At 69.6% G+C, this 21,318-nt stretch carries 21 protein-coding genes; 5 read left to right on the forward strand and 16 right to left on the reverse strand.

Annotated features, from left to right (window positions below; translation table 11 throughout):
* Positions 1 to 79: 79 nt before the first annotated feature.
* Both ACYVD1_RS21655 and ACYVD1_RS21660 read right to left on the reverse strand, forming a co-directional pair.
* Positions 80 to 976 carry a hypothetical protein gene (locus ACYVD1_RS21655; RefSeq protein WP_460775838.1) on the reverse strand — a complete coding sequence of 299 codons (897 nt, stop codon included), beginning with the start codon at positions 974 to 976 and terminating at the stop codon, positions 80 to 82.
* Entirely contained in the window at positions 973 to 1,347 is a 375-nt protein-coding gene (locus ACYVD1_RS21660) for a hypothetical protein (RefSeq protein WP_460775841.1), read from the reverse strand. Before ACYVD1_RS21660 ends, ACYVD1_RS21655 begins: the two co-directional genes overlap by 4 nt.
* A gap of 198 nt (positions 1,348 to 1,545) precedes the next feature.
* Here ACYVD1_RS21660 and ACYVD1_RS21665 point away from each other — a divergent pair, with 198 nt between their 5' ends.
* A complete protein-coding gene (locus tag ACYVD1_RS21665) occupies positions 1,546 to 1,911 on the forward strand; it encodes a hypothetical protein (protein ID WP_460775844.1) in 366 nt (121 codons plus the stop codon).
* Between the two features lie 37 nt (positions 1,912 to 1,948).
* On the opposite strand, the gene ACYVD1_RS21670 is transcribed toward ACYVD1_RS21665, so the two are convergent.
* The 4 genes from ACYVD1_RS21670 to ACYVD1_RS21685 form a co-directional block, all read right to left on the reverse strand.
* A complete protein-coding gene (locus tag ACYVD1_RS21670) occupies positions 1,949 to 3,550 on the reverse strand; it encodes a multicopper oxidase family protein (protein WP_460775846.1) in 1,602 nt (533 codons plus the stop codon).
* Between the two features lie 234 nt (positions 3,551 to 3,784).
* Positions 3,785 to 4,957: a M20 family metallopeptidase gene (locus tag ACYVD1_RS21675; RefSeq protein WP_460775848.1), complete on the reverse strand. Its 1,173-nt coding sequence runs from the start codon at positions 4,955 to 4,957 to the stop codon at positions 3,785 to 3,787.
* On the reverse strand, positions 4,954 to 6,387 hold the full coding sequence (locus ACYVD1_RS21680; RefSeq protein WP_460775850.1) for an aldehyde dehydrogenase family protein: 1,434 nt from the start codon (positions 6,385 to 6,387) through the stop codon (positions 4,954 to 4,956). The genes ACYVD1_RS21675 and ACYVD1_RS21680 overlap by 4 nt, the downstream gene beginning before the upstream one ends.
* A 43-nt stretch (positions 6,388 to 6,430) precedes the next feature.
* Positions 6,431 to 7,996 carry a GMC family oxidoreductase gene (locus ACYVD1_RS21685; protein ID WP_460775852.1) on the reverse strand — a complete coding sequence of 522 codons (1,566 nt, stop codon included), beginning with the start codon at positions 7,994 to 7,996 and terminating at the stop codon, positions 6,431 to 6,433.
* 139 nt (positions 7,997 to 8,135) lie between these two features.
* Between ACYVD1_RS21685 and ACYVD1_RS21690 the strand changes: the two genes are divergently transcribed.
* Complete coding sequence (locus tag ACYVD1_RS21690; RefSeq protein ID WP_460775854.1) at positions 8,136 to 8,633, forward strand: GbsR/MarR family transcriptional regulator; 498 nt, start codon at positions 8,136 to 8,138, stop codon at positions 8,631 to 8,633.
* Here ACYVD1_RS21690 and ACYVD1_RS21695 read toward each other — a convergent pair.
* The 6 genes from ACYVD1_RS21695 to ACYVD1_RS21720 all read right to left on the reverse strand — a co-directional run bounded on the left by ACYVD1_RS21695 (position 8,620) and on the right by ACYVD1_RS21720 (position 15,241).
* Positions 8,620 to 9,387: an enoyl-CoA hydratase/isomerase family protein gene (locus ACYVD1_RS21695; protein WP_460775856.1), complete on the reverse strand. Its 768-nt coding sequence runs from the start codon at positions 9,385 to 9,387 to the stop codon at positions 8,620 to 8,622. The genes ACYVD1_RS21690 and ACYVD1_RS21695 overlap by 14 nt on opposite strands.
* A 183-nt stretch (positions 9,388 to 9,570) precedes the next feature.
* Complete coding sequence (locus ACYVD1_RS21700) at positions 9,571 to 10,620, reverse strand: LLM class flavin-dependent oxidoreductase (protein WP_460775858.1); 1,050 nt, start codon at positions 10,618 to 10,620, stop codon at positions 9,571 to 9,573.
* Between the two features lie 42 nt (positions 10,621 to 10,662).
* Positions 10,663 to 12,099: a gamma-aminobutyraldehyde dehydrogenase gene (locus ACYVD1_RS21705; protein WP_460775861.1), complete on the reverse strand. Its 1,437-nt coding sequence runs from the start codon at positions 12,097 to 12,099 to the stop codon at positions 10,663 to 10,665.
* 36 nt (positions 12,100 to 12,135) lie between these two features.
* Positions 12,136 to 12,414 (reverse strand): hypothetical protein, encoded by a 279-nt coding sequence (locus tag ACYVD1_RS21710; protein ID WP_460775864.1) that lies wholly within the window; start codon positions 12,412 to 12,414, stop codon positions 12,136 to 12,138.
* Positions 12,411 to 13,928 (reverse strand): FAD-binding oxidoreductase, encoded by a 1,518-nt coding sequence (locus tag ACYVD1_RS21715; protein WP_460775866.1) that lies wholly within the window; start codon positions 13,926 to 13,928, stop codon positions 12,411 to 12,413. The genes ACYVD1_RS21710 and ACYVD1_RS21715 overlap by 4 nt, the downstream gene beginning before the upstream one ends.
* On the reverse strand, positions 13,925 to 15,241 hold the full coding sequence (locus ACYVD1_RS21720) for a (Fe-S)-binding protein (RefSeq protein WP_460775868.1): 1,317 nt from the start codon (positions 15,239 to 15,241) through the stop codon (positions 13,925 to 13,927). The genes ACYVD1_RS21715 and ACYVD1_RS21720 overlap by 4 nt, the downstream gene beginning before the upstream one ends.
* A 125-nt stretch (positions 15,242 to 15,366) precedes the next feature.
* On the opposite strand from ACYVD1_RS21720, the gene ACYVD1_RS21725 reads away from it, so the two are divergent.
* From ACYVD1_RS21725 to ACYVD1_RS21735, 3 genes are all read left to right on the forward strand, one after another.
* Positions 15,367 to 16,119 carry a FadR/GntR family transcriptional regulator gene (locus ACYVD1_RS21725; protein ID WP_460775870.1) on the forward strand — a complete coding sequence of 251 codons (753 nt, stop codon included), beginning with the start codon at positions 15,367 to 15,369 and terminating at the stop codon, positions 16,117 to 16,119.
* 76 nt (positions 16,120 to 16,195) lie between these two features.
* Positions 16,196 to 16,894: a cache domain-containing protein gene (locus ACYVD1_RS21730; protein ID WP_460775872.1), complete on the forward strand. Its 699-nt coding sequence runs from the start codon at positions 16,196 to 16,198 to the stop codon at positions 16,892 to 16,894.
* Positions 16,895 to 17,157: 263 nt separating this feature from the next.
* Positions 17,158 to 18,393 (forward strand): cytochrome P450, encoded by a 1,236-nt coding sequence (locus ACYVD1_RS21735; RefSeq protein ID WP_460775874.1) that lies wholly within the window; start codon positions 17,158 to 17,160, stop codon positions 18,391 to 18,393.
* Positions 18,394 to 18,447: 54 nt separating this feature from the next.
* On the opposite strand, the gene ACYVD1_RS21740 is transcribed toward ACYVD1_RS21735, so the two are convergent.
* Genes ACYVD1_RS21740 through ACYVD1_RS21755 form a run of 4 tightly spaced genes read right to left on the reverse strand, consistent with a single transcriptional unit; the run spans position 18,448 to position 21,224 of the window.
* A complete protein-coding gene (locus ACYVD1_RS21740; RefSeq protein WP_460775876.1) occupies positions 18,448 to 19,746 on the reverse strand; it encodes a cytochrome P450 in 1,299 nt (432 codons plus the stop codon).
* Positions 19,743 to 20,465, reverse strand: coding sequence for a GTP-binding protein (locus ACYVD1_RS21745; RefSeq protein ID WP_460775878.1), 723 nt, complete (start codon positions 20,463 to 20,465; stop codon positions 19,743 to 19,745). Before ACYVD1_RS21745 ends, ACYVD1_RS21740 begins: the two co-directional genes overlap by 4 nt.
* Positions 20,446 to 20,808 (reverse strand): DUF742 domain-containing protein, encoded by a 363-nt coding sequence (locus ACYVD1_RS21750; protein ID WP_460775880.1) that lies wholly within the window; start codon positions 20,806 to 20,808, stop codon positions 20,446 to 20,448. Before ACYVD1_RS21750 ends, ACYVD1_RS21745 begins: the two co-directional genes overlap by 20 nt.
* Complete coding sequence (locus ACYVD1_RS21755) at positions 20,805 to 21,224, reverse strand: roadblock/LC7 domain-containing protein (RefSeq protein ID WP_460775883.1); 420 nt, start codon at positions 21,222 to 21,224, stop codon at positions 20,805 to 20,807. The genes ACYVD1_RS21750 and ACYVD1_RS21755 overlap by 4 nt, the downstream gene beginning before the upstream one ends.
* Positions 21,225 to 21,318: the final 94 nt, after the last annotated feature.

Genomic DNA, 21,318 nt, shown 5'->3' on the forward strand with positions numbered 1-21,318 from the left:
CCCCGCGGAACCGGGGCGGGGGCGCGCTTGGGCAGGGCGGGTCGCTCCTGCCCGCGGTCCTCGGGCTCCTCTTCGCGCGTCATCCGTCCCCTCCTCCACCGTCGCCGGGGTTCCTGAGCGACGCGCTCAGCCGGGCGGCCAGCTTCGGGGACAGAGCGCTGTCCGCCCGGGGCGCGGGACGCATACCGCTGGTGCCGGGCCGCCGTTTGGTGAGCGGCCCGGCCTCCGGGGCGGTCCGCTTCCTCTCGGGCAGGCGGCGGGTGAGGCCCCCTTCGGACCGGCGCGTCCCGGTGTCCACCAGGCCTGTGGCGGCCAGCCGGGCCAGGTCGATCATCGCCCCGCTCACGTCGCGTCCCAGCACGAAGGCGAGGTCGCGGGGGGTCCGGCGTCCGTCGGCACGGGCCAGGAGGTCCCGGTGTGCGGCGGAGGGCGCCTTCTCCGGGGGCGCGGCCGCCACCGGGCGCAGCCGGGCGAGGTCGGCGGGTGGGCCCCAGAGCCGTTCGATGGCGCCGTGGCGCCGTGCGGCCTCCTGCACGGCCCAGCCGGGTTCCCTGCCCTCGGCGAGGAACAGCGGGGGCGGTGGGGCGCCGGGCCGGACCTCGCCGCCGCGGTTGGACGGGCTCAGTCCGAGCACGAAGACGCCGTCGAGGAGGGCCCGGACCAGGGTGAGTTCCAGCAGCGCACCGCTGACGTGTCCACCGGTGCGGAGTTCGGCACCGAGGTCGCCCGTCGTGAGCGCGTGTTCGCGGACCGGTGCCCAGGTCCGGCCGGGCACGGCCCCGGAGCGGAGCAGGAGCGTGTCGGGGCCGGGGGCGCCCGGGGTCTGGGCCGCGACCAGCAGGCCGTCGCGGAAATGGAGCGTGGTGTCGGGCGGACCGAACACGAGCAGCGCACCGGTGAAGGACTCTTGGTGGAGTCCGCGCATGTCCGCCGCCAGCCCCCCGAACAGGGTCGGCCCGGCTTGGTGGGAATTCATACCAGCAGGGCCCCCGACCGCCCGTCGAGTTCGCGCCGCGCCAGGACCAGGTTGGTACGGGACCGGTCGAAGACCACGCTCAACAGAGGCCCGTCCGTACCGCCACCCGGAACGGGCACCGGACGGACGACATAGTGGTGTTCTGAGGTGGTCACCACGATGCTCTCGGCCTCCGCATGGCCGTGGCCACTTCCGGCCAGTTGGGCCTCCTGCGCCATTTGGTAGACCTCACTAACACTCTCCGCGGGAAGCAGGAGCGACCGTTCCCCGGCCCCCGCGAATACGTGCCCCGTGGCCCGGTCCACCAGCATCACCGCACGTGAGCCCGCACATTCCAGGACGTTCTCCACCGCCTCCACAAGCCTTGACACAGTCCTCCCCGAGGCACCGCCCGCAAATTCTAGGATCGCAATATATAGGGCAAAAGCCGCCTACCGGCAAACCTGTGCATAACAATCACCTGGTACACCAAGACTGCACTTACGGTTGACCTATTAACGTAGGTACTTTTTGTGGACTTAGGTCATCAAAGCGCCGGGGCTCCCGGGCACCGATCCCAAGGAAGTTGTATGGACACCGAAACCGCCGTCAAGGAAGCCCTGAGCGTCGAGGGGGCCATCGGTGCCGCCCTCGTCGACTACGAGAGCGGCATGTGCCTGGAAGCCTCGGGCGGTGGGCACGGGTTCGACCTCGAGGTCGCGGCCGCCGCCAACACCGAAGTGGTCCGCGCCAAGGTCCGTGCCCTGGGGACGATCGGCCTCGACGACCGGGTCGAGGACATCCTCATCACCCTGGGCGAGCAGTACCACATCATCCGCCTGCTGGAGCAGAGCAGCGGTTCGCTCTTCCTGTACATGGCCCTGGACCGCCAGCGCGGCAACCTGGCGCTGGCCCGCCACAAGCTCCGCAAGATCGACGGCGCACTCGACGTCTGAGCACCGCGGTCCTCTGGCGCTCGCCCCGGCACGGCGGTCAGTGGTCGCTGTGCCCGCCCCCGTGACCCTGCCCGCCGCCGTCACCGTGCCCGTCGGCGTGGTCGTGGCCGCCGTCCAACCCCAGGTCGCGCTCGACCTCGTCCTCCGTGCCCGGTTCGACCACCAGGAACTGGCCCATCATCCCCTGGTCCTCGTGTTCCAGGAGGTGGCAGTGGTACATGTACGGCGTCTCGGGGTCGACGTGCTCCCCGAACTCCACCGCGATCCGGACCGAGGTCTGGGGTGCGACGTAGACGGTGTCCTTGCGCCCCCGCAGCTCCGGCGGGGGCTCCGCACCGTCGATGTCCAGGACCCGGAACGCCACGTCGTGGATATGGAAGTTGTGCACGACGCTCGGGTTCTCGATGGTCCAGATCTCCGTGGTGCCGGCCGGGACCACCTCGTCGACCCGGGACATGTCCATGGAGTCCCCGTTGATGTGGGCGGTGCCCTCGAGGCTGAAGACCCGTTCGGTGGCCCCCTCGGGCGCGGTGATCTCGGGGGTGGTGGCGAGCTCAGCGGGAACCGGGTCGCTGGGCTCCAGTTCCTCCGCGGCGGTCAGGCGCAGGATGTCGAACTCGTCGTCGGAGCCGGACAGGCGGTCCTCGGCGAAGCTCCCGGCCTGCTTGGGTGCGTAACTGCGCAGCACGACGTCGTCTCCCGGAGCGAAGTCGACGACGATCTCGGCCCGCTCGCCGGGTGAGAGTCGGATCCGGTCCAGATCCACCGGTTCGTCCAGGAGACCGGTGTCCGTGCCCACCAGTTGGAAGGCGCGGTCGTCGTCGAGCCCGAAGTTCATCGAGCGCGTGTTGGAGCCGTTGAGCACCCGGAAACGCACCCGTTCGCCCTCCACCTCGAAATAGGGGTCATGGGTGCCGTTGACCAGGATCTCGTCGCCCATCAGCCCGTAGGTGGCTTGGGTCCACAGCGGGCCGGTCGCGTTCAGGTCGAGTTCGCCGTCGGAGCGGAAGGCCCGGTCCTGGACCACGAGGGGGACGTCGTCCACCCCGTAGTCGGCGGGCAGCCCCTCGGTGACGTCGTCGTCCTCCACGATGATCATCCCGGCGACGCCCCGGTAGACGTGCTCCGCGGTGGCTCCGTGGAGGTGGGGGTGGTACCAGAGGCTGGCCGCCGGCTGGTCGACGGTCCACTCCGCGGCCCACTCCTCCCCCGGTTCGATCTCCTGGTGCGGTCCTCCGTCCATGGCGGCGGGCACGCGCATGCCGTGCCAGTGCAGTGTGGAGGTCTCGGGCAGGTCGTTGGTGACGTCCATGGCCACGTCGTCGCCCCGCTCCAAGCGCATCGTCGGGCCGAGGTAGGCGCCGTTGACGCCCCAGGTGCCGGTCTCCTGCCCGGGCAGGAACTCGCTGGTGCCCTCCTGCATGGTGAGGTCGAAGCGCTTGCGCCCGTCCTCGTCGACGGAGGGCTCGAGCTCCGGCGGCACGTGTAGTTCGTTGCCGAAGGAGAGCTCGCCGACGTTGCTGACCCGCAGGGCCGAGTACACCCAGACCCCGCCTCCGGTGACGACGAGTGTGAGCACCGCCGCCACCGAGACCGTCCACTTGACGATTCTCCAGGGCAGGCCTGAACGTCCGGGCATGGAGTTCCTCCGGGGGTAGGGGGACGTGGTAGGTAAACCTTGTCACCCGGGCGTTCCAGGAACATCCGGATTTCCCCTGGGAGCCACCCCCGGCCGACCCCGTTTCCCCTCTCGGGGATCTGCCGGACGCACACCTGGCGAGGTCAGCAGCTGCGGCCCATGCCCTGCTCACTCGCCGGTCCTGACCGCTTCCGGTCACGCGCCCCCGTAGCCGCGGAGAACACAGCGGGACCCTCACCCCTCACCAGGTGTGCGGGCAAGCGCCAGGTCGACGGCTGTCCAGGCCATGGCGATCGCCCCGTCGACCACCGCGCGGTCCGCAGCCCCTGAGACCGCGGCGTCAGTGAAGCCGGGCTGATGGTTGACCGCTGGCAGACAGTCCAACCCGAGCATCGGGTGGATGGTCGGCACAGTGTGGGAAACGTTGCCCATGTCGGTGGCGGCGCCACCCATCGCTCCGGCCTCGGGTTCGACGGTTCCGCGTCCGAGGACCGCGGCGTTGGCACGGTAGAGAGACAGCAGGGCAGGGTCGGGTACCAGGTCGGCGTAGTCCGGACCGGACGGCTCGACGTCCAGTTCGCAACCGGTCGCCAAAGCACCCGCCTCGAAGCACCGCAGAACCCGCCGTTTCAGCTCAGCCAGGCCCTCCAGCGTGTCCGAGCGGACGATCCACTGCCCGCGGCCGGTGTCGGGGATGACGTTGGGCGCTGTCCCGGCCTCCGTGACGATGCCCTGGATGCGGTCGGTCCGCCGGGTCTGCTGCCGCAACAGCCCGATGGCGACCTGGGCCACGGTCATGGCGTCGGCGGCGTTGACACCGAGCTCCGGGTATGCCCCGGCGTGGGAGGGCTGGCCGCGGTAGACGACGTCGAACTGCGCGATGGCGGTTCCCGGCATAGCGGCCATGTCGGCAGCGGCAGGATGGACCATCATCGCGGCGTCCACTCCGTCGAAGGCACCGTGTTCGAGCATGTGGACCTTGCCGCCCCCGCCTTCCTCGGCGGGGGTTCCCAGAACCGTCACGGTCAGCCCGAGTTCGGTGGCGAGGGGCGCCAGAGCGAGTCCGGCACCCACCGCTGCCGCCGCGATGACGTTGTGCCCGCAGGCGTGTCCGATCTCGGGCAGTGCGTCGTACTCGGCGCAGATGGCGACGTGGACCGGGCCGGATCCGATGGTGGCGCGCACCGCCGTGTGCAGGCCGTAACACCCGTGCTGTACGGCGAACCCGGCGCCTTCGAGCGCCTCCGCCACCCACGCGCTGGCACGGATCTCTTCGAAGGCGAGCTCGGGGTGGGCGTGGATTCGGTGCGAGAGTTCGTGCAGCATCCCTTCGGACTCCCGGACCCGCTGTTCGATCCCCCTTTTCGCGCCGTCCGCCCACTCGGTAGCGGACGCGGAGGCGATCATCGCGTTCCCCCCTCGGACCGCGGTGCGTGGTGCACCGATGTGGGACGGGTGGCGGCGTCGTAGGAGGCACGCGCTCCGGTGGCACCCATTCCGCTGCTGCCGGCCGGCTCGTAGAGCCGCTCCGGGCCGCCGCCCTGCCACTGGTTGACCCAGACGACACCGGCAGGAAGCGCGGATGCCGCCTCTGCGTGCTCAGGGTCACGGGTGTAGACGGTGGCGGCCAACCCGTAGCTGGAAAGGGAGGCGCGCCGCAGCCCCTCCTCGAAGGTAGGGACGACGGTGACCGGGGCAATAGGCCCGAAGGTCTCCTCCGTCATCACCAGCATCGACTCGTCGACGTCCGTGAGGACCGTGGCGGGGTAGAAGTATCCGGTTCCGGACGGCACCTTCCCTCCCGTGCGGACTGTTGCGCCCCGAGCGACGGCGTCGGTGACGTGCCCGTGGACGATGTCGCGCTGACCGCCGTCGACCAGGGGACCCAGGACCGTGGTGCCGTGGTGCCCGTCTCCGAGGCTGTAGGTCTCAGCGGCCTCGACCAGGGCATCGACGAACCGGTCCGCGACGTCGCTGTGGACGTAGACGCGCTCCATCGACGTGCAGATCTGGCCCGAGTTCGCGAAGGCTCCGAAGGCGACCGCTTTGGCGGTGGCGACCGGGTCGACGTCAGCGTCCACCACGACCGGGTCCTTTCCGCCCAGTTCGAGCACCGCGCGCCGCAGACCGCCTCCGGCACTGGCCCCGACCCGACGGCCGCTGGCCACTGATCCGGTGAAGTGCACCAGTCCGATCCGCTCGTCCTCGACCAGAGCGGCTCCCGCCCTGGCGTCCCCGAGCACGAGGTTCACCACCCCTGCCGGAAGTGTCAGCAGTTCGGCCAGCCGTACCGCGGACGCCGGAGAACGCTCGGAGGGTTTCAGCACGACGGTGTTGCCAGCGATCAGCAGCGGACCGAGCGCGGCCAGCACCATCGGGACGGGGAAGTTCCAAGGGACGATGACCGCGGCCGCACCCACCGGGCGGCGGATCACCTCCGTGCTGGACCCGTCGGGTTTGGCGAACGTCTCGGTGAACGGGTAGCACTCCGCCTCGGAGATGGCGGCACCGAGTCCGGCGACGGCGCTATGGATGAAGGATCGGCCCAGCGCCACGGGTTTGCCCATCTCGTCGCACTCGATTCCGGCGAGTTCCCCGGCGTGGTCGGCGACCGTGTCCGCCCAACGACGCAGATGGGTGATGCGCTCGCCGACCGTGAGCGCCGCCCAACCGGGGGCGGCCCCGACTGCCGCGTCCACGGCGCGGGTGGCGTCGTCGGCCGCACCTCCGGGATGGTAGGCGATGACCTGCTCCGTCGCCGGGTTGACCAGCGGTAGGAACTGGTCGCTGTGCGAGTCCTCCCAGACTCCGCCGATGAGGTTCCGCAGGGTTTTCACGAGTACTCCTTCTGTGGCACGGGTGAGGGGGCGGGTCCGGTCTTCAGCCGATACGGTCCGCCATGAGTTCGCCGGCCATGATCACGGTGAGGTTGGTGTTGGCCCTGGGCACGGATGGGAGGACGGATGCGTCGATCACGCGCAGCCCTTCGACTCCGAGTACACGGCACTCCGGGTCGACCACGGACCCGGGGGCGTCGGAACCGCCCATCCGGCAGGTACTCGTGCCGTGCTGGGCGTCACCCGCGGTGGCCAACAGGTGGTCGTCCAGCCTTGCGTCGTCGTCGACGGCATCGAACAGGGCGCTGTTGAGGGTGTCCAGGGGAGAGGCTGCGATGGCCGTCACCTCGTCGCCCCGCGCCATGTCCAGCAGGGCTCGCACACCGGAGCGCAGTCGGGCGAGGTCCCGGTCGTCACTGAGCATCCGTTCGCGCACCAGCGGATGCACGGTGGGGTCGAGGGAACGCAGGGTGAGTGCGCCGCGGCTGTAGCACTGGTTGACCCACACTCCGAACGCACCTGCGCCGTACCGCAGGTCCGCACCCGCCATCGACAGGACGTTCTGGTTGAGCGACACGAACATCATGTCGTTCGGCTGCTCCCCCGGCCCGTCGCTGGTGGAGCGGACGCAGACGTTGGTGTGCCGATCGTCGGGGGAGGTCAGGGCGGCCTCTTCGCTGAGCGGGATCAGGACCCCAGCCATGGGATGGTCCTGCATACCCTGCCCCACCGGGAGGTCCTGCCGCACCCGCAGTCCCAGTTCACGCAGGTGTCCGGCGGGTCCGATCCCGGAACGCATGAGAATGGTGGGGGAATGGATCACACCCGCGCTGAGCACGACGAGATCCGCGTGCTCACGGTTCCGGGAGCCGTCTGAGAGCACCTCGACACCGACCGCGCGGTCGCCCTCGAAGAGCACACGGTCCACGACGGAGCCGCCGCGGACGGTGAGGTTGGCCCACTCCCGGGCGGGCTCCAGATAGGCGTCGTTCGTGGAGACCCGTCGGCCCGAGCGGGAGTTGATCGGGTACGGGGAGACACCGCTCGTCCCCGGCGCGTTCACGTCGGCGCACCAACCGTGGCCCGCCGCCAGGGCGGCCGCGGACAGGGCGGTATCGACTGAACCCCAGTCACGCCGCGCGGTCCGGTGCACCGGCGTCGGCCCGCCCCGGCCGTGATGGGGCGCGTCCCCGAACTCCTCGTCGTCCTCGAGTTTCGCGAAGTAGGGCAGGACCTGCTGCGGTGACCATCCGTCGCACCCCCAGGCGGCCCAGTCATCGAAGTCGTCCATGGGAGGGCGGATGGCGATCTGACCGTTGACGGACGAGCTACCGCCTGCTACGCGCCCCCTCCAGTAGGGCGCCGCCTCCTGCTGGTCCGTCCGGTGGGCGTCGAGCCCCGGCCACACGAGGTCCTGAAGGGCTTCCGGGTCCAGGAGGGCTCGGCCCGGGTTGGGAGACCGCCATGCTTCGGGCATCTGGGCCGACCGGTAGTCCCGACCGGCCTCCAGCAGGAGGACCCGCCGCCCGCGTTCCGCCCAACGGTGTGCGAGGACGGCACCGGCCGAACCCGCGCCCACAACGATGACATCCCACCTGTTCACGGTCATACCGAGCCTCCTGGCATGCTGTAGCGAGGGTGCGGCCCAAGGAAGAGCTGGTCAGCCGCCCACCCGGCCAGTGTGTCGCGTGCCATATTCTCAGTCAATACTGAACGTTCATTTTTATTTGAACACAGGAGGTCCCAGCATGCCCTTCGAGACCGACGGCGCCGATCGGGGGGACGACCCGCTGATCGACGAGTTCGGCGCCTCCATCAGCGGGGTGATGGGGTGGCCTCCGATGGCCGGCCGCGCCGCCGGGGTTCTGATGATGAGCAAGGGGCCCCTCACGCTGAGCGAACTCCAGGAGTCACTCGGCGCCAGCAAGGGTTCGGTATCGGAGACCACCCGCCTCCTGATCACCAACGGCACCGTCGAACGGTTCAAGGCGCCCGGTAGCCGACAGTTCGCCTACCGCTGGCGTGAGGACGCCTGGGTGGGATGCCTCGAACACCAGGTCCACCAGGCGGCCCAGCTACTCGAGGTGGCGCAGGGCATGGCGGACCGGTCTGGGGAGATGGCCGAGGAACAGCGTCGCAGGGTCGACGACATGCACGCCTACTACACGTTCATCGTGCAACGACTCGAAGAGGTCTTCCAGGAGTACAAGGCGTCAAGGGAAGGAGATCCGCCTACTCACCCGTGAAGGTCGGCTTGGTGCGGTCGAGGGAGGCGGTGACCCCGGCCTCGTTGTCCTTGGTGCCGAGCAGCTTGGTCTGTTCGACGACCTCCCGCTCCAGAGCCGCGGGGAGGGCCGCCAGCAGGTCGGCGCGCATCGTCCCCTTCATCGAACGCACCGCCAGCGGGGCGGAGGCGGCGATCTCGCGTGCGTAGCCCACGGCCTCCGCGCGGATGTGGTCCTCTCCCACCAGCAGGTCGGCCAGGCCCGCCGCGTGGGCTTCGGCTCCGGTGACCCTCCGGGCGGTGTAGAGCATGTCGGCTGCCTTCTGGCCGCCGACGATGCGGGGCAGGGATGCGGTCAGACCGAACCCCTGGTGCAGGCCCAGGAGCCCGAAGTTGGCGTGAAACCGCGAGGAGGGCGCGGCGACCCGGAAGTCCGCCGCGCACGCCAGTCCGAGTCCTCCGCCCACGGCCGCGCCCTGCACCGCGGCGACCACGGGTACCGGCAGGGAGAACAGGCGCAGCCCTTGCCCGTAGATGGCGCTGAGGGTCCGGACCGGCTGCTCGCCGACCCCGCCCGCGGCGAAGTCCACCCCGGCGCAGAAGTTCTTGCCCTCCGAGCACAGGACCAAGGCCCGGCAACCCTTTGGACCCGCGAGTTCCTCGGCCGTGTCGGCCAGTTCCGTGAGGACCTCGAGGTCGAAGTGGTTGTGTGGCGGGCGGCGGATCTCCAGGACACCGACGTGGCCGTCGATGTGCACGGACAGGTCCTCGCTCATGGGGCTGCCTTCCAGTTGTTCGGGGCTCGCGGCCGCACGGGATCACTCCCGCTCAGTCCACGGTTGACCAGCGACGAGGCTACCGGGCGCCCGCCTCCGAGGAACGGCGGGCGCCACCCATCCCATCAGCGGTGCCCCGGCGGAAGGCTGCCGGGGCACCGGTCAAGCCGCGACACGACCGGCTCAGGCGAACCGGGGCATGATCTGGTCGTGTACCAGGCGCAGCTGGGTGTTGACGTCCGCTGCACCCTCCAGGTCGCGGCCGGTGAAGGCCTTGACCAGCGCCCGGTCCGTGACGGCCAGGATCATGTGGTTGACCCCGCTCGGGGCGATGTTGTCGGCGAGCTTGGCCGCGCACTCCTCCGGTGTTCCGGCCACGGAGAGGCGCTCTGCGAGGTCGGGTGTGGTCAGCTCGACCCCCCGGGCCAGGTCTCCGGCACCGATGGCGTCGATGATGGGCTTGACCTCGGCCGGTTCGACTCCGTTGCGGCGCAGCTGCTCCTCGGGCATCGACGAGGCGTAGATACCCACCATGCTGCGCGCCGCGTCCTTGGCCGCCGCCGAGTCCGGCCCGGTCGCGAAGACCACCCAGGCGCCGATGTCCAGGCCCTTCCAGTCCTTTCCGGCGCGCTCGGCACCGATCCTGATGTTCTCGATCGCGTAGTCGTAGGCCTCCCTGGTATAGCTCAGGGCGTGGTGGCAGCCGTCGGACAGCTCCCCCGCGGCCTGGAAGGACTTCGGCCCGCGCATGGCGCCCAGCTTGAGCGGCACGCGGTCCTGCACCGGGCGCGCGAAGGTGAACAGCCCGTTGTAGGTGAAGAAGTCGCCGTCGAAGGTGATGACCCCGTCGTCGAGGAAGGTGCGCATCACCCCCAGCCCTTCCTTGACCCGGGAGAGCGGGCGGTTGCGGGCCCAGTCGATGCCGTACTGGGCGAGCAGCCCGAAGTTGCCGCTGGAGAGCACGGCCTCCGCGCGCCCGCCGGAGAGTTCGTCCAGCGTCGCCACGGCCTGCGCGATCAGAGTGGGCTCGCGCAGCACCACCGAGGACACACTCGGCCCGAAGCGGATGGTGTCGGTCTGGCCCGCGGCCGCGGCGAACAGCAGCCACAGGTCCTTGTGCCAGGTCTCGTCAGCCGCGTAACAGGCGTAGAAGCCCAGTTCGTCGGCGAGCCGGATCGATTCCAGCGAGTCGGCCAGCGGGTAGTCGGGAAGCATCACGTAGCTGAATCTCATGGCGTTCGCCCTCCCGGGGCATCCGGGCGCTGAAGCTCGTTCCTAGCCGTCCAGGCTGCTCATGACGTGCTTCACGCGGGTGTAGTCCTCGAATCCGTACTGGGACATGTCCTTGCCGTGCCCCGAGTTCTTGAAGCCGCCGTGCGGCATTTCGGCGATCAGCGGGATGTGGCAGTTGATCCACACACAGCCGAAGTCGAGTCGGCGCGAGACGCGCAGCGCGCGCCCGTGGTCGCGGGTCCAGACACTGGAGGCGAGACCGTAGTCGACCCCGTTGGCCCAGGCCACCGCCTGGTCCTCGTCGCTGAACCGCTGCACCGTGATGACCGGCCCGAACACCTCGTTCTGGATGATCTCGTCGTCCTGGAGCAGTCCGCCCACGACGGTGGGGTCGTAGAAGTAGCCGGGGTCGCGGGCCCGCCGTCCGCCCGCCAGCACCTCGGCGTGACCGGGCAGGCGGTCCACGAACCCCGAGACCCGCTGGAACTGCGCGGCGTTGTTCAGCGGCCCGAACGCGACGTCCTGGTCCGGCGGCCCGGTCCGGGTCTGCTTGGCCTGTTCGGCGAGCTCACCGAGGAAGTCGTCGTGCACCCCGGGCCCGGCCAGGATCCGGGTGGCCGCGGTGCAGTCCTGCCCGGCGTTGAAGAAACCGGCCTCCGCGATCGCCTCCGCTGCCGCGGCCGGGTCGGCGTCGTCGAACACGATCACCGGCGCCTTGCCGCCCAGTTCCAGGTGGGTGCGTTTGAGGTCTGCCCCTGCGGCCTGGGCGACCTCCCGGCCCGCGCGGACGCTGCCGGTGATGGACACCATCTCCGGCACGGGGTGGGCCACCAGCTCCCGGCCCGTGTCGCGGTCTCCGCAGACCACGTTGAACACGCCCGGAGGCAGGTGCTCGGCCATGACCTCGGCGCTGAGCAGGGTGGACAGGGGCGTGGTGTCGGAGGGTTTGAGCACCACCGTGTTGCCCGCGGCGATCGCGGGTGCCCACTTCCACACCGCCATCAGCATCGGGTAGTTCCACGGTGTGACCTGGGCGCACACCCCGACGGGCTCGCGGCGGACCCAGGAGGTGAACCCGGCCATGTACTCGCCGGCGGAACGGCCCTCCAGGTTGCGCGCGGCGCCGGCGAAGAACCGGACGGCGTCCAGGACCATCGGGATCTCTTCCTCAAGGGTGAGGCCGACGGGTTTACCGGTGTTGCGCGACTCCGCGCGCACGAACTCCTCCGCGCGCCGCTCGATGTCCTCCGCGATCCGGAACAGGGCGAGCTGGCGTTCGGCCGGTGTGCTGTCCCGCCACCGGTCGAATGCCTCCGCCGCGATCCGCACGGCCACGTCCACATCCTCGGGTCCGGACAGCGGTGCGCGTGCGAAGACCTGCTCGGTGACCGGGTCGACCAGGTCGTAGGTGCGCTCCCCCACCGCGGGGCGCGGGGCCCCGCCGACGAAGTTCTCCAGTATCTGGGGTTCTCCCGGCATCGGTTCCTCCTCGTCTGCCCTTCTTTGGGCCCGTGGTCACTCGTCGATCTCGGCCAGGACCTGTGAGCCGGACACGACGGTTCCGGCGAAGTGGCGGTGCATCCACTCCAAGTGGTCGCCGCGGGCCCGCATGATCCGCAGCGTGTCCCAGTTGGGGAAGGTCTGCTGCACCACCCACTCGTCCATCAGCCGCGGATCGACCTCGAAGAGGTCCTCGAACCGGGTGACGGCGACCTCGCTGGCCCGCTCGGCCTCGGGCGGGGTGAACTGTTCGGCGTACCGGAACGGCCGGGCCGCCCCGTTCTCCGCGCTCATCGGTGACCTCCCTGGTCGGTGTAGGCCCGGTCCAGCAGGTACTTGCCGGGGTTCATGATGTTGTTGGGGTCCAGGGAGCGTTTGACGTCGAGCATCACGTCGAACCCGCGACCCAGTTCCTCGGGGACCAGGTCGACCTCGCCCTCGCGGCAGGACCCGTGGCAGGCACTGATGGATCCGCCGTACCGGAGCGCGACGGCGGCGATGTCCCGCTTGGCCTTGACCCACATCTCCCAGGCCCGGTCGTTGAGCTGCTGCTCCCAGATGCCCACGTCGATCTCGGTGAGGTAGTCGACGCCGGTGGGACCGCTGGTGTAGCAGAAGGTGCCCCAGTCGTCGAAGACGTCGGTGCGCGAACGCAGCTCGGCGATGATGGCGTGCCACTCCCGCGTGACCTGGGGCAGATTCGTGTAGTTGACGGCGGCGTCTTCGCAGTGCCAGCTCATCGGGATGACCTGGCCCGAACGGGTGCGCCCGTGCAGGGGCGTGGCGTAGCGGTCGTGGCGGGCCGCCCAGTCGCCCTCGGAGATCTCGTCACCGAGGTAGCGGGCGCCGTGGTCGCGGGCGATGCGCATCAGTCGGCGTGCGCCGACGCGTACCTCGTCCTCGTTCCCGTAGAGCACTCCGCACGCCAAGGCACGGACGTCGGCGGGCTGCGGGATGTAGGCCTCGTCGTCGCGGCGCAGGTAGGCGACCTTCCACTCGTCGAACAGGACCGCTCCGGCGAAGGTGGCGACCCCCGCACGGGCCAGGGCGCCGACACACTTGTAGGCGCTGTCGTAGTCGCTGAAGGCGAAGAACGGCGAGAACTCCGCCTCGGGTTTCGGGTGGAGTTTCAAGGTGGCCCTGGTCGCGACCCCGAGCGTGCCCTGGTGGCCCATGAACAGGTGCTTGAGGTGGTAGCCGCTGGAGCTCTTGCTGATCTTGCCGCCCGCCCCGTCGCCCACGTGCATGACCTCACCCGTAGGGAGCACGTGGTCGAAGCTGAGCACGAGGTCGCGGGTGTGTCCGTAGCGCGACCCGATCAGCGACCAGCCGCTCGTACCGATCCGCCCGCCGACCAGGGAGCACGGGTAGGACGCGGGGTCGTCGGGGTAGATCAGACCGTACCGCGCGAGCTCCTCGTTGAGTTTGAGCATGCTGATGCCGGTGCCCACGGTGCAGGTGCGGTTCTCCGGGTCGATCTCGTGGATGCCGTTCATCCGCTTGACGTCGATGACGATGCCCCCGCGCGCGGGCACGGCGCCGTCGGTCAGCCCGGTGCCGCCATCCCTCGGCACGACGGGGATCAGGAAGTGGTTGGCGAGCTTGACGACCTCGACGACGTCCTCGGTGCTCTCCGGCAGGACGGCGAGATCGGGCAGGCGTTCGGCCCAGCGGTGGACTGGGAAGGGCGCCGGAACCCTGGCCCGGTTGAACCGGTCGGGTCGGCTGGTGAGGACCTGGTCGTCGCGCAGGACCCGGTGCAGGGCCTCGATGACGGGTGCGAGGGTCTCCTCGGTCATGGTGCTCATGAGTCGCCTCCCCCGCGGCTGCCGCCGACGGTGATACCGACGGATTCGGCGAGCAGCTCGTGGATGTCGACCACGTCGATATCGCGCTCCCGTCCGGCCTCGCCAAGGGGGCGCTCCGACCACGGGCAGGCGCTGACGAGGGTGTCGACCTCCAGCTCGGCTGCTTGGTCCAGCCTCCGGGCGCTGATCGCGGCGGTCAGCTCGGGTTTCTCCACAGGAAGCCCTCCCCCGCCTCCGGAGCAGTAGGACCACTGGGTCACCCGGTCGACGTCGTTGAACTCCAGGCCGGGGATGGCGCGCAGGATCTCGCGGGGCTCGGCCCACACGCCCTTGCGCTTGTTGAGCCGACAGGGGTCGTGGTAAGTGATGCTGCGCTCGATCGGCACGGTGGGTGTCAACCGGCCGTTCCGGAGCAGTTCGGCGAACAGCTCCACGAGCAGGACGACTTCGATGTCGTACTCTTCGCCGAAGTAGGCCGGGTAGTCCTCCGTGAAGGTGATGTAGTCATGCGGGTCCAGGACGAGCACCCGCTTGACCCCGTGGGCGCGCCAGTCGTCCAGGTTGTGCCGGGCGAAGCGCTGGGCCTGCTCCCGGTAGCCCATCTCAGCGGCGGGGCCGCCGCAGCACCACTGCTCCCCCATCAGCCCGAACTCCACGCCCGCCGCTTGCAGCAGCTGCGCGGCGGCCCGCGGCACCGAGGTCCGGTAGAAGGCGGCCTCGCAGTCGACGAAGAGGATGGTCTCGCCGCCGATCGGCAGGTCGAGGCCGTCGGCCCAGTCGCGTACGCGCTCCTGGCTGACGGCGTTGTCGCCGAGGACGGGTTCGTGGGTGCGCTCGTCAGTGCGCTGGTTCCAGGTCCGCCACTCGGGCTGGTGTACTCCGCTCTCCACAGCGAAGGAGCGCACTGCCTTGACCACGTCCACGGTCCGGGTGCGGAACCGGTAGAAGTCCCCGGTGAAGAGGGTGTTGGGACAGCGCAGCTCACAAGCGCCGCACTGGGTGCAGTTCACGTAGTCCGAGGCGATGTCGGCGACGTCCATCTCGCCCTTCTCCATCGCCACGACATTGGCGTGGAAGGCGGTCGGGGTCCACGACTCGTTGCGCGTGACCTGCATGACCGGGCAGACCTCCCGGCAGAACTTGTGCCCGGAGGAGAAGCAGTTGTAGGAGGCGTCGCGCCACTCCTCGACGAACTCCCGTGTCCTCTCGTCCCGTTCGGCTGAACGGGGCTCGGGCACCACGACGTCCTCGACCGGGATCATCGGCAGCGGCTGGGCACCGGGTGTGTGCGGACCAGAGTGAGGGTCAACCATGGGGACTCCCGGCAGGTTAAAACCTATGACTTTATATTTCACAGGTTCACTACCCATGTGTGTCCCGCATCACACGACCTTCAAGGCAGACTGGATACCTCCACCACGAGAAGAAAGCTGGTCTGGTGAGCCGACTCTCCACATCCGCCCGACGAGTAGTCTTCGCCCCGCTCGACGACGGCACGGGACGCGGCGAGGCGGTGGCCCGCAGGCTCGCCAAGGCGATCTCCCTGGGATTGATCGCCGACGGCGAGCAGCTTCCCTCAGAGTCGGACATGGCCACCGCGCTCAACGTGTCCACCGTGACCCTGCGCGACGCACTCTCCAGCCTGCGCGGCCAAGGACTCGTCGAGACCCGCAGGGGCCGCGGCGGCGGCAGCTTCGCCCGCGCCTCCGCCGAGATCCTCGGGGACCGCGCCTTGGCCCGCCTCCTGGAGATGGCCACCCCCGACCTGCGCGAGCTCGGCGACTACCACGCCGCCATCTCGGGAACCGCCGCGCGCCTGGCAGCCGAACGCGCCTCCGCGGACCACGTCACACGCCTCCGAGACATCGTGTGCCGCCTCGCCGAGGCCAGCGCCCCCGGCACCCAGCAACGGCTCGCCGGCCGATTCCACATCGAGGTCGCCGCCACAGCCCAGTCCGTGCGCCTGACCAGCCAGGAATTCGACGTCCAAGCCGAAGTCGGAGCACTCGCCTGGGTCCCGAACCACACGGCCCGCACCCACGGGGAAACAGTGGACACCCACCAAGCGGTCACCGACGCCATCGAGGCCCACGACGGCACACGCGCCCGCGAACTCACCGAACAACACGTCGAAGCGCTTACCCAAGGGCTCATCGAAATCCACTTCAACCTGGTCAAAGCCAGAAGCTGACCTACAAGGGGTGGTGTTTCCGCCTGTCCGGAGCTATGAAAAAGAAAGGTGGACCACGCCCGAGGGAGGGAGCCCGATGACCGCGCCTCAGCCCGCAGACCCCCATCCCGCTGACATCGTCACCTGGATCGCCGAGATCATCGAGGACGTCTTCACCCCGCTGGAGTCCCTCCGGCAGGACCTCATCACGTGCCACCGCTCCGCCGACCATCAGCTGACCTGCAAGGACCTGGCCAGCATCCGCCCCAGAGTGGTCGACTGGCTCAGCAGCCAAGAACTCGTCATCGGCGCGGGCGCCATCATCGCCCCCGGCCTCCTCGCCGACCAGCCCCGCAGGCTCGAATGGTGGTCCGGCCGACCCGATCCGGTCTTCCTCGACGTCGACCTCAACCCCGAGAGCCTCGATTTCTACGACTACGCCTGCGCCGAATGGTTCCGTGAACCCCGCACAACGGGCCGCCGCCACATCACCGGCCCACACGTGGACTTCGGCGGCACCGACAGCTACATCCTCACCTTCACCGTCCCCGTGTACTCGCAAGAGAGCTTCCTCGGCGTAGTAGGAGCCGACATACTCGCCGCCCACCTGGAATCCCGCCTGCTACCCGTACTCATCAGCCTGGACTACGAAGTCGTCCTCCTGAACGCCGAACGGCGCGTCATCACCTCAACCACCCCGTACCGCCCTTCCGGAACCCTGTGCGCCCTCCCCGACCAGGGACACAGCCTCCCCGACTCCCCCTGGCGCCTCCTGTGCTCACCCGGGCCCCGGTAGCCCCAGCCCCAAGTGGCCAAGGAGGCGCCACGGGCCCTGGGGCGCTGCGGGAACTTCCACGGACACCCGAATTCCTTCCCGGGCACGGACTTCCGGACAGAAAAAAGCGGACGTATCACCCTTTTCGCCTTGATTCTGCTGGATATTTGACCTGGGGGTGGATTGTGAGAGGGCGCCTACCTACTGTGGGCCTCCCGACGTTCAGTGGGGGCACCGTGCGTTAAGGCCCCCGATCTGCGGCCCGCGACCAGGAGCGTGATCGTGTGACCACCGCCCACGACATCCCGGATCTGCTCTCACCCGAGTTCCTCGCCGACCCCTACCCCGCCTACCAACTCCTCCGCGAGCACGACCCGCTGCACTGGCACGAGCCCACCGGAAGCTACGTCATCTCCAGGTACGCGGACGTACGCCGCGCCTTCAAGGACGGGGACTTCTCCACGGACAACTACAGCTGGCAGCTGGAACCGGTCCACGGGCGCACCATCCTCCAACTCGACGGCCGCGACCACGCCGTGCGCCGCGCCCTCGTCGCTCCCGCCTTCCGAGGCCGGGACCTGCGCGAACGCTTCCAGCCCGTGATCGAACGGAACAGCCGGGCACTGGTGGAGTCCTTCCGGCTCGACGGCCGCGTGGACCTCGTCTCCCAGTACGCGACACGGTTCCCGATCAACGTCATCGTGGACATGCTCGGCTTGGACCAGTCCGACCACGACCGCTTCCATGACTGGTACACCGCGATCATCGCCTTCCTCGGCAACCTCACCCAGGACCCGGAGGTCAACGCCGCCGGTCTGCGCACGAGCGAGGAGCTCGCGGCCTACATGCTCCCGATCATCCGTGAGCGCCGCGAGAACCCCGGCGACGACCTTCTCTCGACCCTCTGCCTCGCGGAGGTGGACGGTACCCGGATGACCGACGAGGAGATCAAGGCGTTCGTCAGCCTCCTCCTGGCCGCCGGCGGGGAGACCACCGACAAGGCCCTGGCCGGCCTGTTCGCGAACCTCCTGGCACACCCCGAGCAGCTCGACGCGGTGCGCGCCGACCGCTCCCTCGTGCCCCGTGCCCTCGCCGAGTCGTTGCGCTTCACCCCGCCCGTGCAGATGATCATGCGTCAGCCCGTGCGCGACGTGGAGATCGCGGGCGGCCGGGTTCCCGCCGGTTCAACGGTCACTTGCCTGATCGGGGCGGCCAACCGGGACCCCGCTCGCTTCTCGCACCCCGAGAGCTTCGACCTGTTCCGCGAGGAACTCTCCGGCACCACGTCGTTCTCCGCCGCGGCCGAACACCTCTCCTTCGCGTTGGGCCGACACTTCTGCGTCGGCGCACTGCTGGCCGAGGCCGAGGTCCGGGTGGCGGTCGACGACCTGCTCGACGCCATGCCGGACATGCGCCTGGCCGAGGACACCGAGCTCGTCGAGCAGGGCCTGTTCACCCGGGGCCTGCGCGAGCTGCCGTTGGTGTTCACCCCGGTCCCCCGTCCGCGCAGCGCGCCCTGACTCGGAGGCCCGGGGTCTTGGGGGTTCGGGGTCCGGTGCCTGGGACCTCAACCCCTACACGACAATCGGACTGAACCGCGCGGGCAGCTCGAACAACCCGCGCATCCAGACCGACGGCCGCCACCTCAGCTGCTCCGGTTCCACACCCATCCGTACGTCCGGCAACCGGTCCAACAGCGACTCCACGGCCGTGCGGGCGATCAGCTCCGCGACCTCAGGGGCTGGAAACGGGCACCCGTGCTCGCCGTGGCCGAACGACATCTGGGCCTGATTGGTGGCGTGGATACCGAGGTCCCCGGTGTTCAGCCTCGGGTCGCAGTTGGCCGCGGCCAGCCCCAGCACCAACAGGTCGCCCTGCTGGATCAGCCGGCCACCCAGTTCACAGGACTGGACCGCCCACCGGCCGATGAAGTTCTGGGTGGGGGTGTTCTTCCAGAGGACCTCGTTGAGCGCTTCACCGGAGCTGCTGCGCCCGCCTTGCAGGGTGAGGGAGAACCCGTCGTCGAGGAGCATGAGGCGGAGCGTGTTGCCGATCCAGTTGCCAGTCGGTGCCTGGGCGGCCGACATGATGACGAGCAGGTCGATGACCACCTCGTCGTCGGTGAGCCCGGCCGGGTGGAGGAGCAGCCGGGAGGGGACGTCGTCGCGCGGGTGGGCCCTGCGCTCGGTGACGATCCGCCGCATCGTGGCCTGCACCCGCTGATGGGCCGCGGCGGCTTCGGCCGTGACGTCCAAGGATATGAGGTTGTCCCGGACCATGCCGGGGACCTCCTGCCCCGACAACCCGTAGAGGCGGGCGATGACGCCCGCCGGGATCTGGTGGGCGTACTGGCTGACCAGGTCGGCCTGTCCGTCCCCGGCGAACTGGTCGATGAGCCCGTCGGCGACCTGCTGGCACAGCAGCCGCAGGTCCGCGCGGTCGGTGGCGTCGAGGGCGTCGCCGATCGCCCCTGCCCGCCTCTGGTGCTCGGCCCCCTCGGCGAACATCACCGAGGGGGTCCACATGACGTACGGCATCAGCGGCCAGGCGTCGTCGATGTGGTCCCACATGTTCCAGCGGCGGCAGTCGCGGGCGAACCACGCAGGCCTGCCGGTGACGTGGTGCAGTTCCCGGTAGCCGAGCACGAACCACGCGGGGATGTCGCCGTCGAGCAGGATGGGGGCGACCGGGCCGTAGAGGCGCCGCATCTCCTCGTACAGGGACACCGGGTCCCTGGCGATGTCGGGACCGTAGAAGCGCATGGCCTGCCGGTGGTCCGGCGACAGGGGCGCGGGCGCGGGTCCCGAATCGAGGTGCGGGCGGAGCGCCCCGTCGGCCGCGACCGGCCCCTGGGCTCCCGAGGTGCTGTTCAAGGTGACTCCTTCGTGGGCAAGGGCTGGGCCGCCGTCGGCTCGCCTGTGGCCGACTCCCTCGCGGCCGGTTCCCCACCCGCAGGCCCCGGCGGACGGCGCCTGGCCAAGTGGTGGACGAGGGCGATGAGGATGTCGCGGCTGGACTCGCGGCGGCGCGCGTCGCACTCCAGCAGGGGGACGTCGTTGGACAGGTCCAAGGCGCCCCGGACCTCTTCCAGGCTGGGTCCGGGACCGAAACGGTTGACCGCCACGATGAACGGTGTCCGGTGGTGTTCGAGGCGGTCGATGGCGTACCAGGAGTCCTCCACCCTGTCGGTGTCGACCAGGACGACCGCGCCGAGGCTTCCGGTGAAGAGCTGCTCCCACAGGAACCAGAAGCGCTTCTGGCCGGGTGCTCCGAAGAGGTAGAGGACACGGGTGGCGTCCACCGTGATCCGACCGAAGTCGAAGGCGGCGGTCGTGGTGCGTTTGTCCCGGACCGCGGTGAGGTCGTCGGTCTCCGCGCTGGCCTGGGTCATGATCTCCTCGGTGCTCAGCGGGCGCATTTCGCTGACCGAACCGACCATGGTCGTCTTTCCCACACCGAACCCGCCCACGATGACGATCTTGAGCGCGCTGCTCGCGGTGCTGGCGAGGGGAGGCCGCCCCGTGGCCGCCGCCCCGGCCGTCGCAGTCGCCGCGGCTATCCGGGTCGTCTGTTCAGAGGCGTTGGAGGGCAAGGAGCACCTGCTTCAGGGTGTCGGGGTCGTGTCGTGGCCCCTCCTCGGGGGTGGAGGGTACGGGATGCCGGGCGCTCACCGCCCCGGTGTCCAGCAGGTCGACGAGGAGGATCCGCACGACGCTCACCGGGAGCCCGAGTTCGGCGGAGATCTCCACCACGGCCGTCGGACGGGTGCACTGCCGGAGGATGTCGGCGTGCTCGGACTGCATGCCCGACGCGGGATCGGATTCGGCCACGACGAGGGCGACCGAGTCGAGGGAGGACTCGTCGGTTCCGCCACGGCCGCCGGTGACCGTGTACAGCCGGTCCGGAGCCTCCCGGTTCAGGGGGTCCGCGCTCATCGCGACTGGTCCGCCCCGGGGCCGCCGCGTCGGGGAGCGGCCGTCAGGTGGCCCCCGATCTGGTCGACCAGCTCGTTCATACGGTGGCCGACCTGGCCGACGTCGGCCTCGTATCCGGCGACGACGGCGAGGTGGGCTCCTTCTCCGGCTCCGACGATGAGCAGGAGCCCGCCGCCGTACTCGAGCATGGCCTGTCCGGCGCCGGTTCCGTCACCGAACTCGGCGGAGGCGCTGAGCGAGAGGCTCTGGACCCCGGCGCAGATCGCGGCGAGCTGGTCGGCCCGGTCCACGCCCAGTTCGGCGGTGTGGCACATCTTGAGTCCGTCCCTGGACAACACGAGGACGTGCCGGATACCCGGTGCCCTGTGTCGCAGGTTCTCCAGTAGCCAGTCGAGGCTGGGGTCCGTTGTGGTCATGGTCGCGCGGGGCAGCGGTCCGGACTCGGAACGTCCTGGTGCCCCTCCCTCCGTTCCTCTTCGGTCAGGTGTCCGTCTGTGCGCGGGCGAAGCC

The organism is Nocardiopsis nanhaiensis (genome assembly GCF_054778635.1).

Coding starts and splice junctions, on each gene's coding strand:
- ACYVD1_RS21655 (WP_460775838.1), bottom strand. CDS start 976: ATGAATTCCCACCAAGCCGGGCCGACCCTGTTCGGGGGGCTGGCGGCG.
- ACYVD1_RS21665 (WP_460775844.1), top strand. CDS start 1,546: ATGGACACCGAAACCGCCGTCAAGGAAGCCCTGAGCGTCGAGGGGGCC.
- ACYVD1_RS21670 (WP_460775846.1), bottom strand. CDS start 3,550: ATGCCCGGACGTTCAGGCCTGCCCTGGAGAATCGTCAAGTGGACGGTC.
- ACYVD1_RS21675 (WP_460775848.1), bottom strand. CDS start 4,957: ATGATCGCCTCCGCGTCCGCTACCGAGTGGGCGGACGGCGCGAAAAGG.
- ACYVD1_RS21685 (WP_460775852.1), bottom strand. CDS start 7,996: ATGACCGTGAACAGGTGGGATGTCATCGTTGTGGGCGCGGGTTCGGCC.
- ACYVD1_RS21690 (WP_460775854.1), top strand. CDS start 8,136: ATGCCCTTCGAGACCGACGGCGCCGATCGGGGGGACGACCCGCTGATC.
- ACYVD1_RS21695 (WP_460775856.1), bottom strand. CDS start 9,387: ATGAGCGAGGACCTGTCCGTGCACATCGACGGCCACGTCGGTGTCCTG.
- ACYVD1_RS21700 (WP_460775858.1), bottom strand. CDS start 10,620: ATGAGATTCAGCTACGTGATGCTTCCCGACTACCCGCTGGCCGACTCG.
- ACYVD1_RS21705 (WP_460775861.1), bottom strand. CDS start 12,099: ATGCCGGGAGAACCCCAGATACTGGAGAACTTCGTCGGCGGGGCCCCG.
- ACYVD1_RS21710 (WP_460775864.1), bottom strand. CDS start 12,414: ATGAGCGCGGAGAACGGGGCGGCCCGGCCGTTCCGGTACGCCGAACAG.
- ACYVD1_RS21715 (WP_460775866.1), bottom strand. CDS start 13,928: ATGAGCACCATGACCGAGGAGACCCTCGCACCCGTCATCGAGGCCCTG.
- ACYVD1_RS21720 (WP_460775868.1), bottom strand. CDS start 15,241: ATGGTTGACCCTCACTCTGGTCCGCACACACCCGGTGCCCAGCCGCTG.
- ACYVD1_RS21730 (WP_460775872.1), top strand. CDS start 16,196: ATGACCGCGCCTCAGCCCGCAGACCCCCATCCCGCTGACATCGTCACC.
- ACYVD1_RS21750 (WP_460775880.1), bottom strand. CDS start 20,808: ATGAGCGCGGACCCCCTGAACCGGGAGGCTCCGGACCGGCTGTACACG.
- ACYVD1_RS21755 (WP_460775883.1), bottom strand. CDS start 21,224: ATGACCACAACGGACCCCAGCCTCGACTGGCTACTGGAGAACCTGCGA.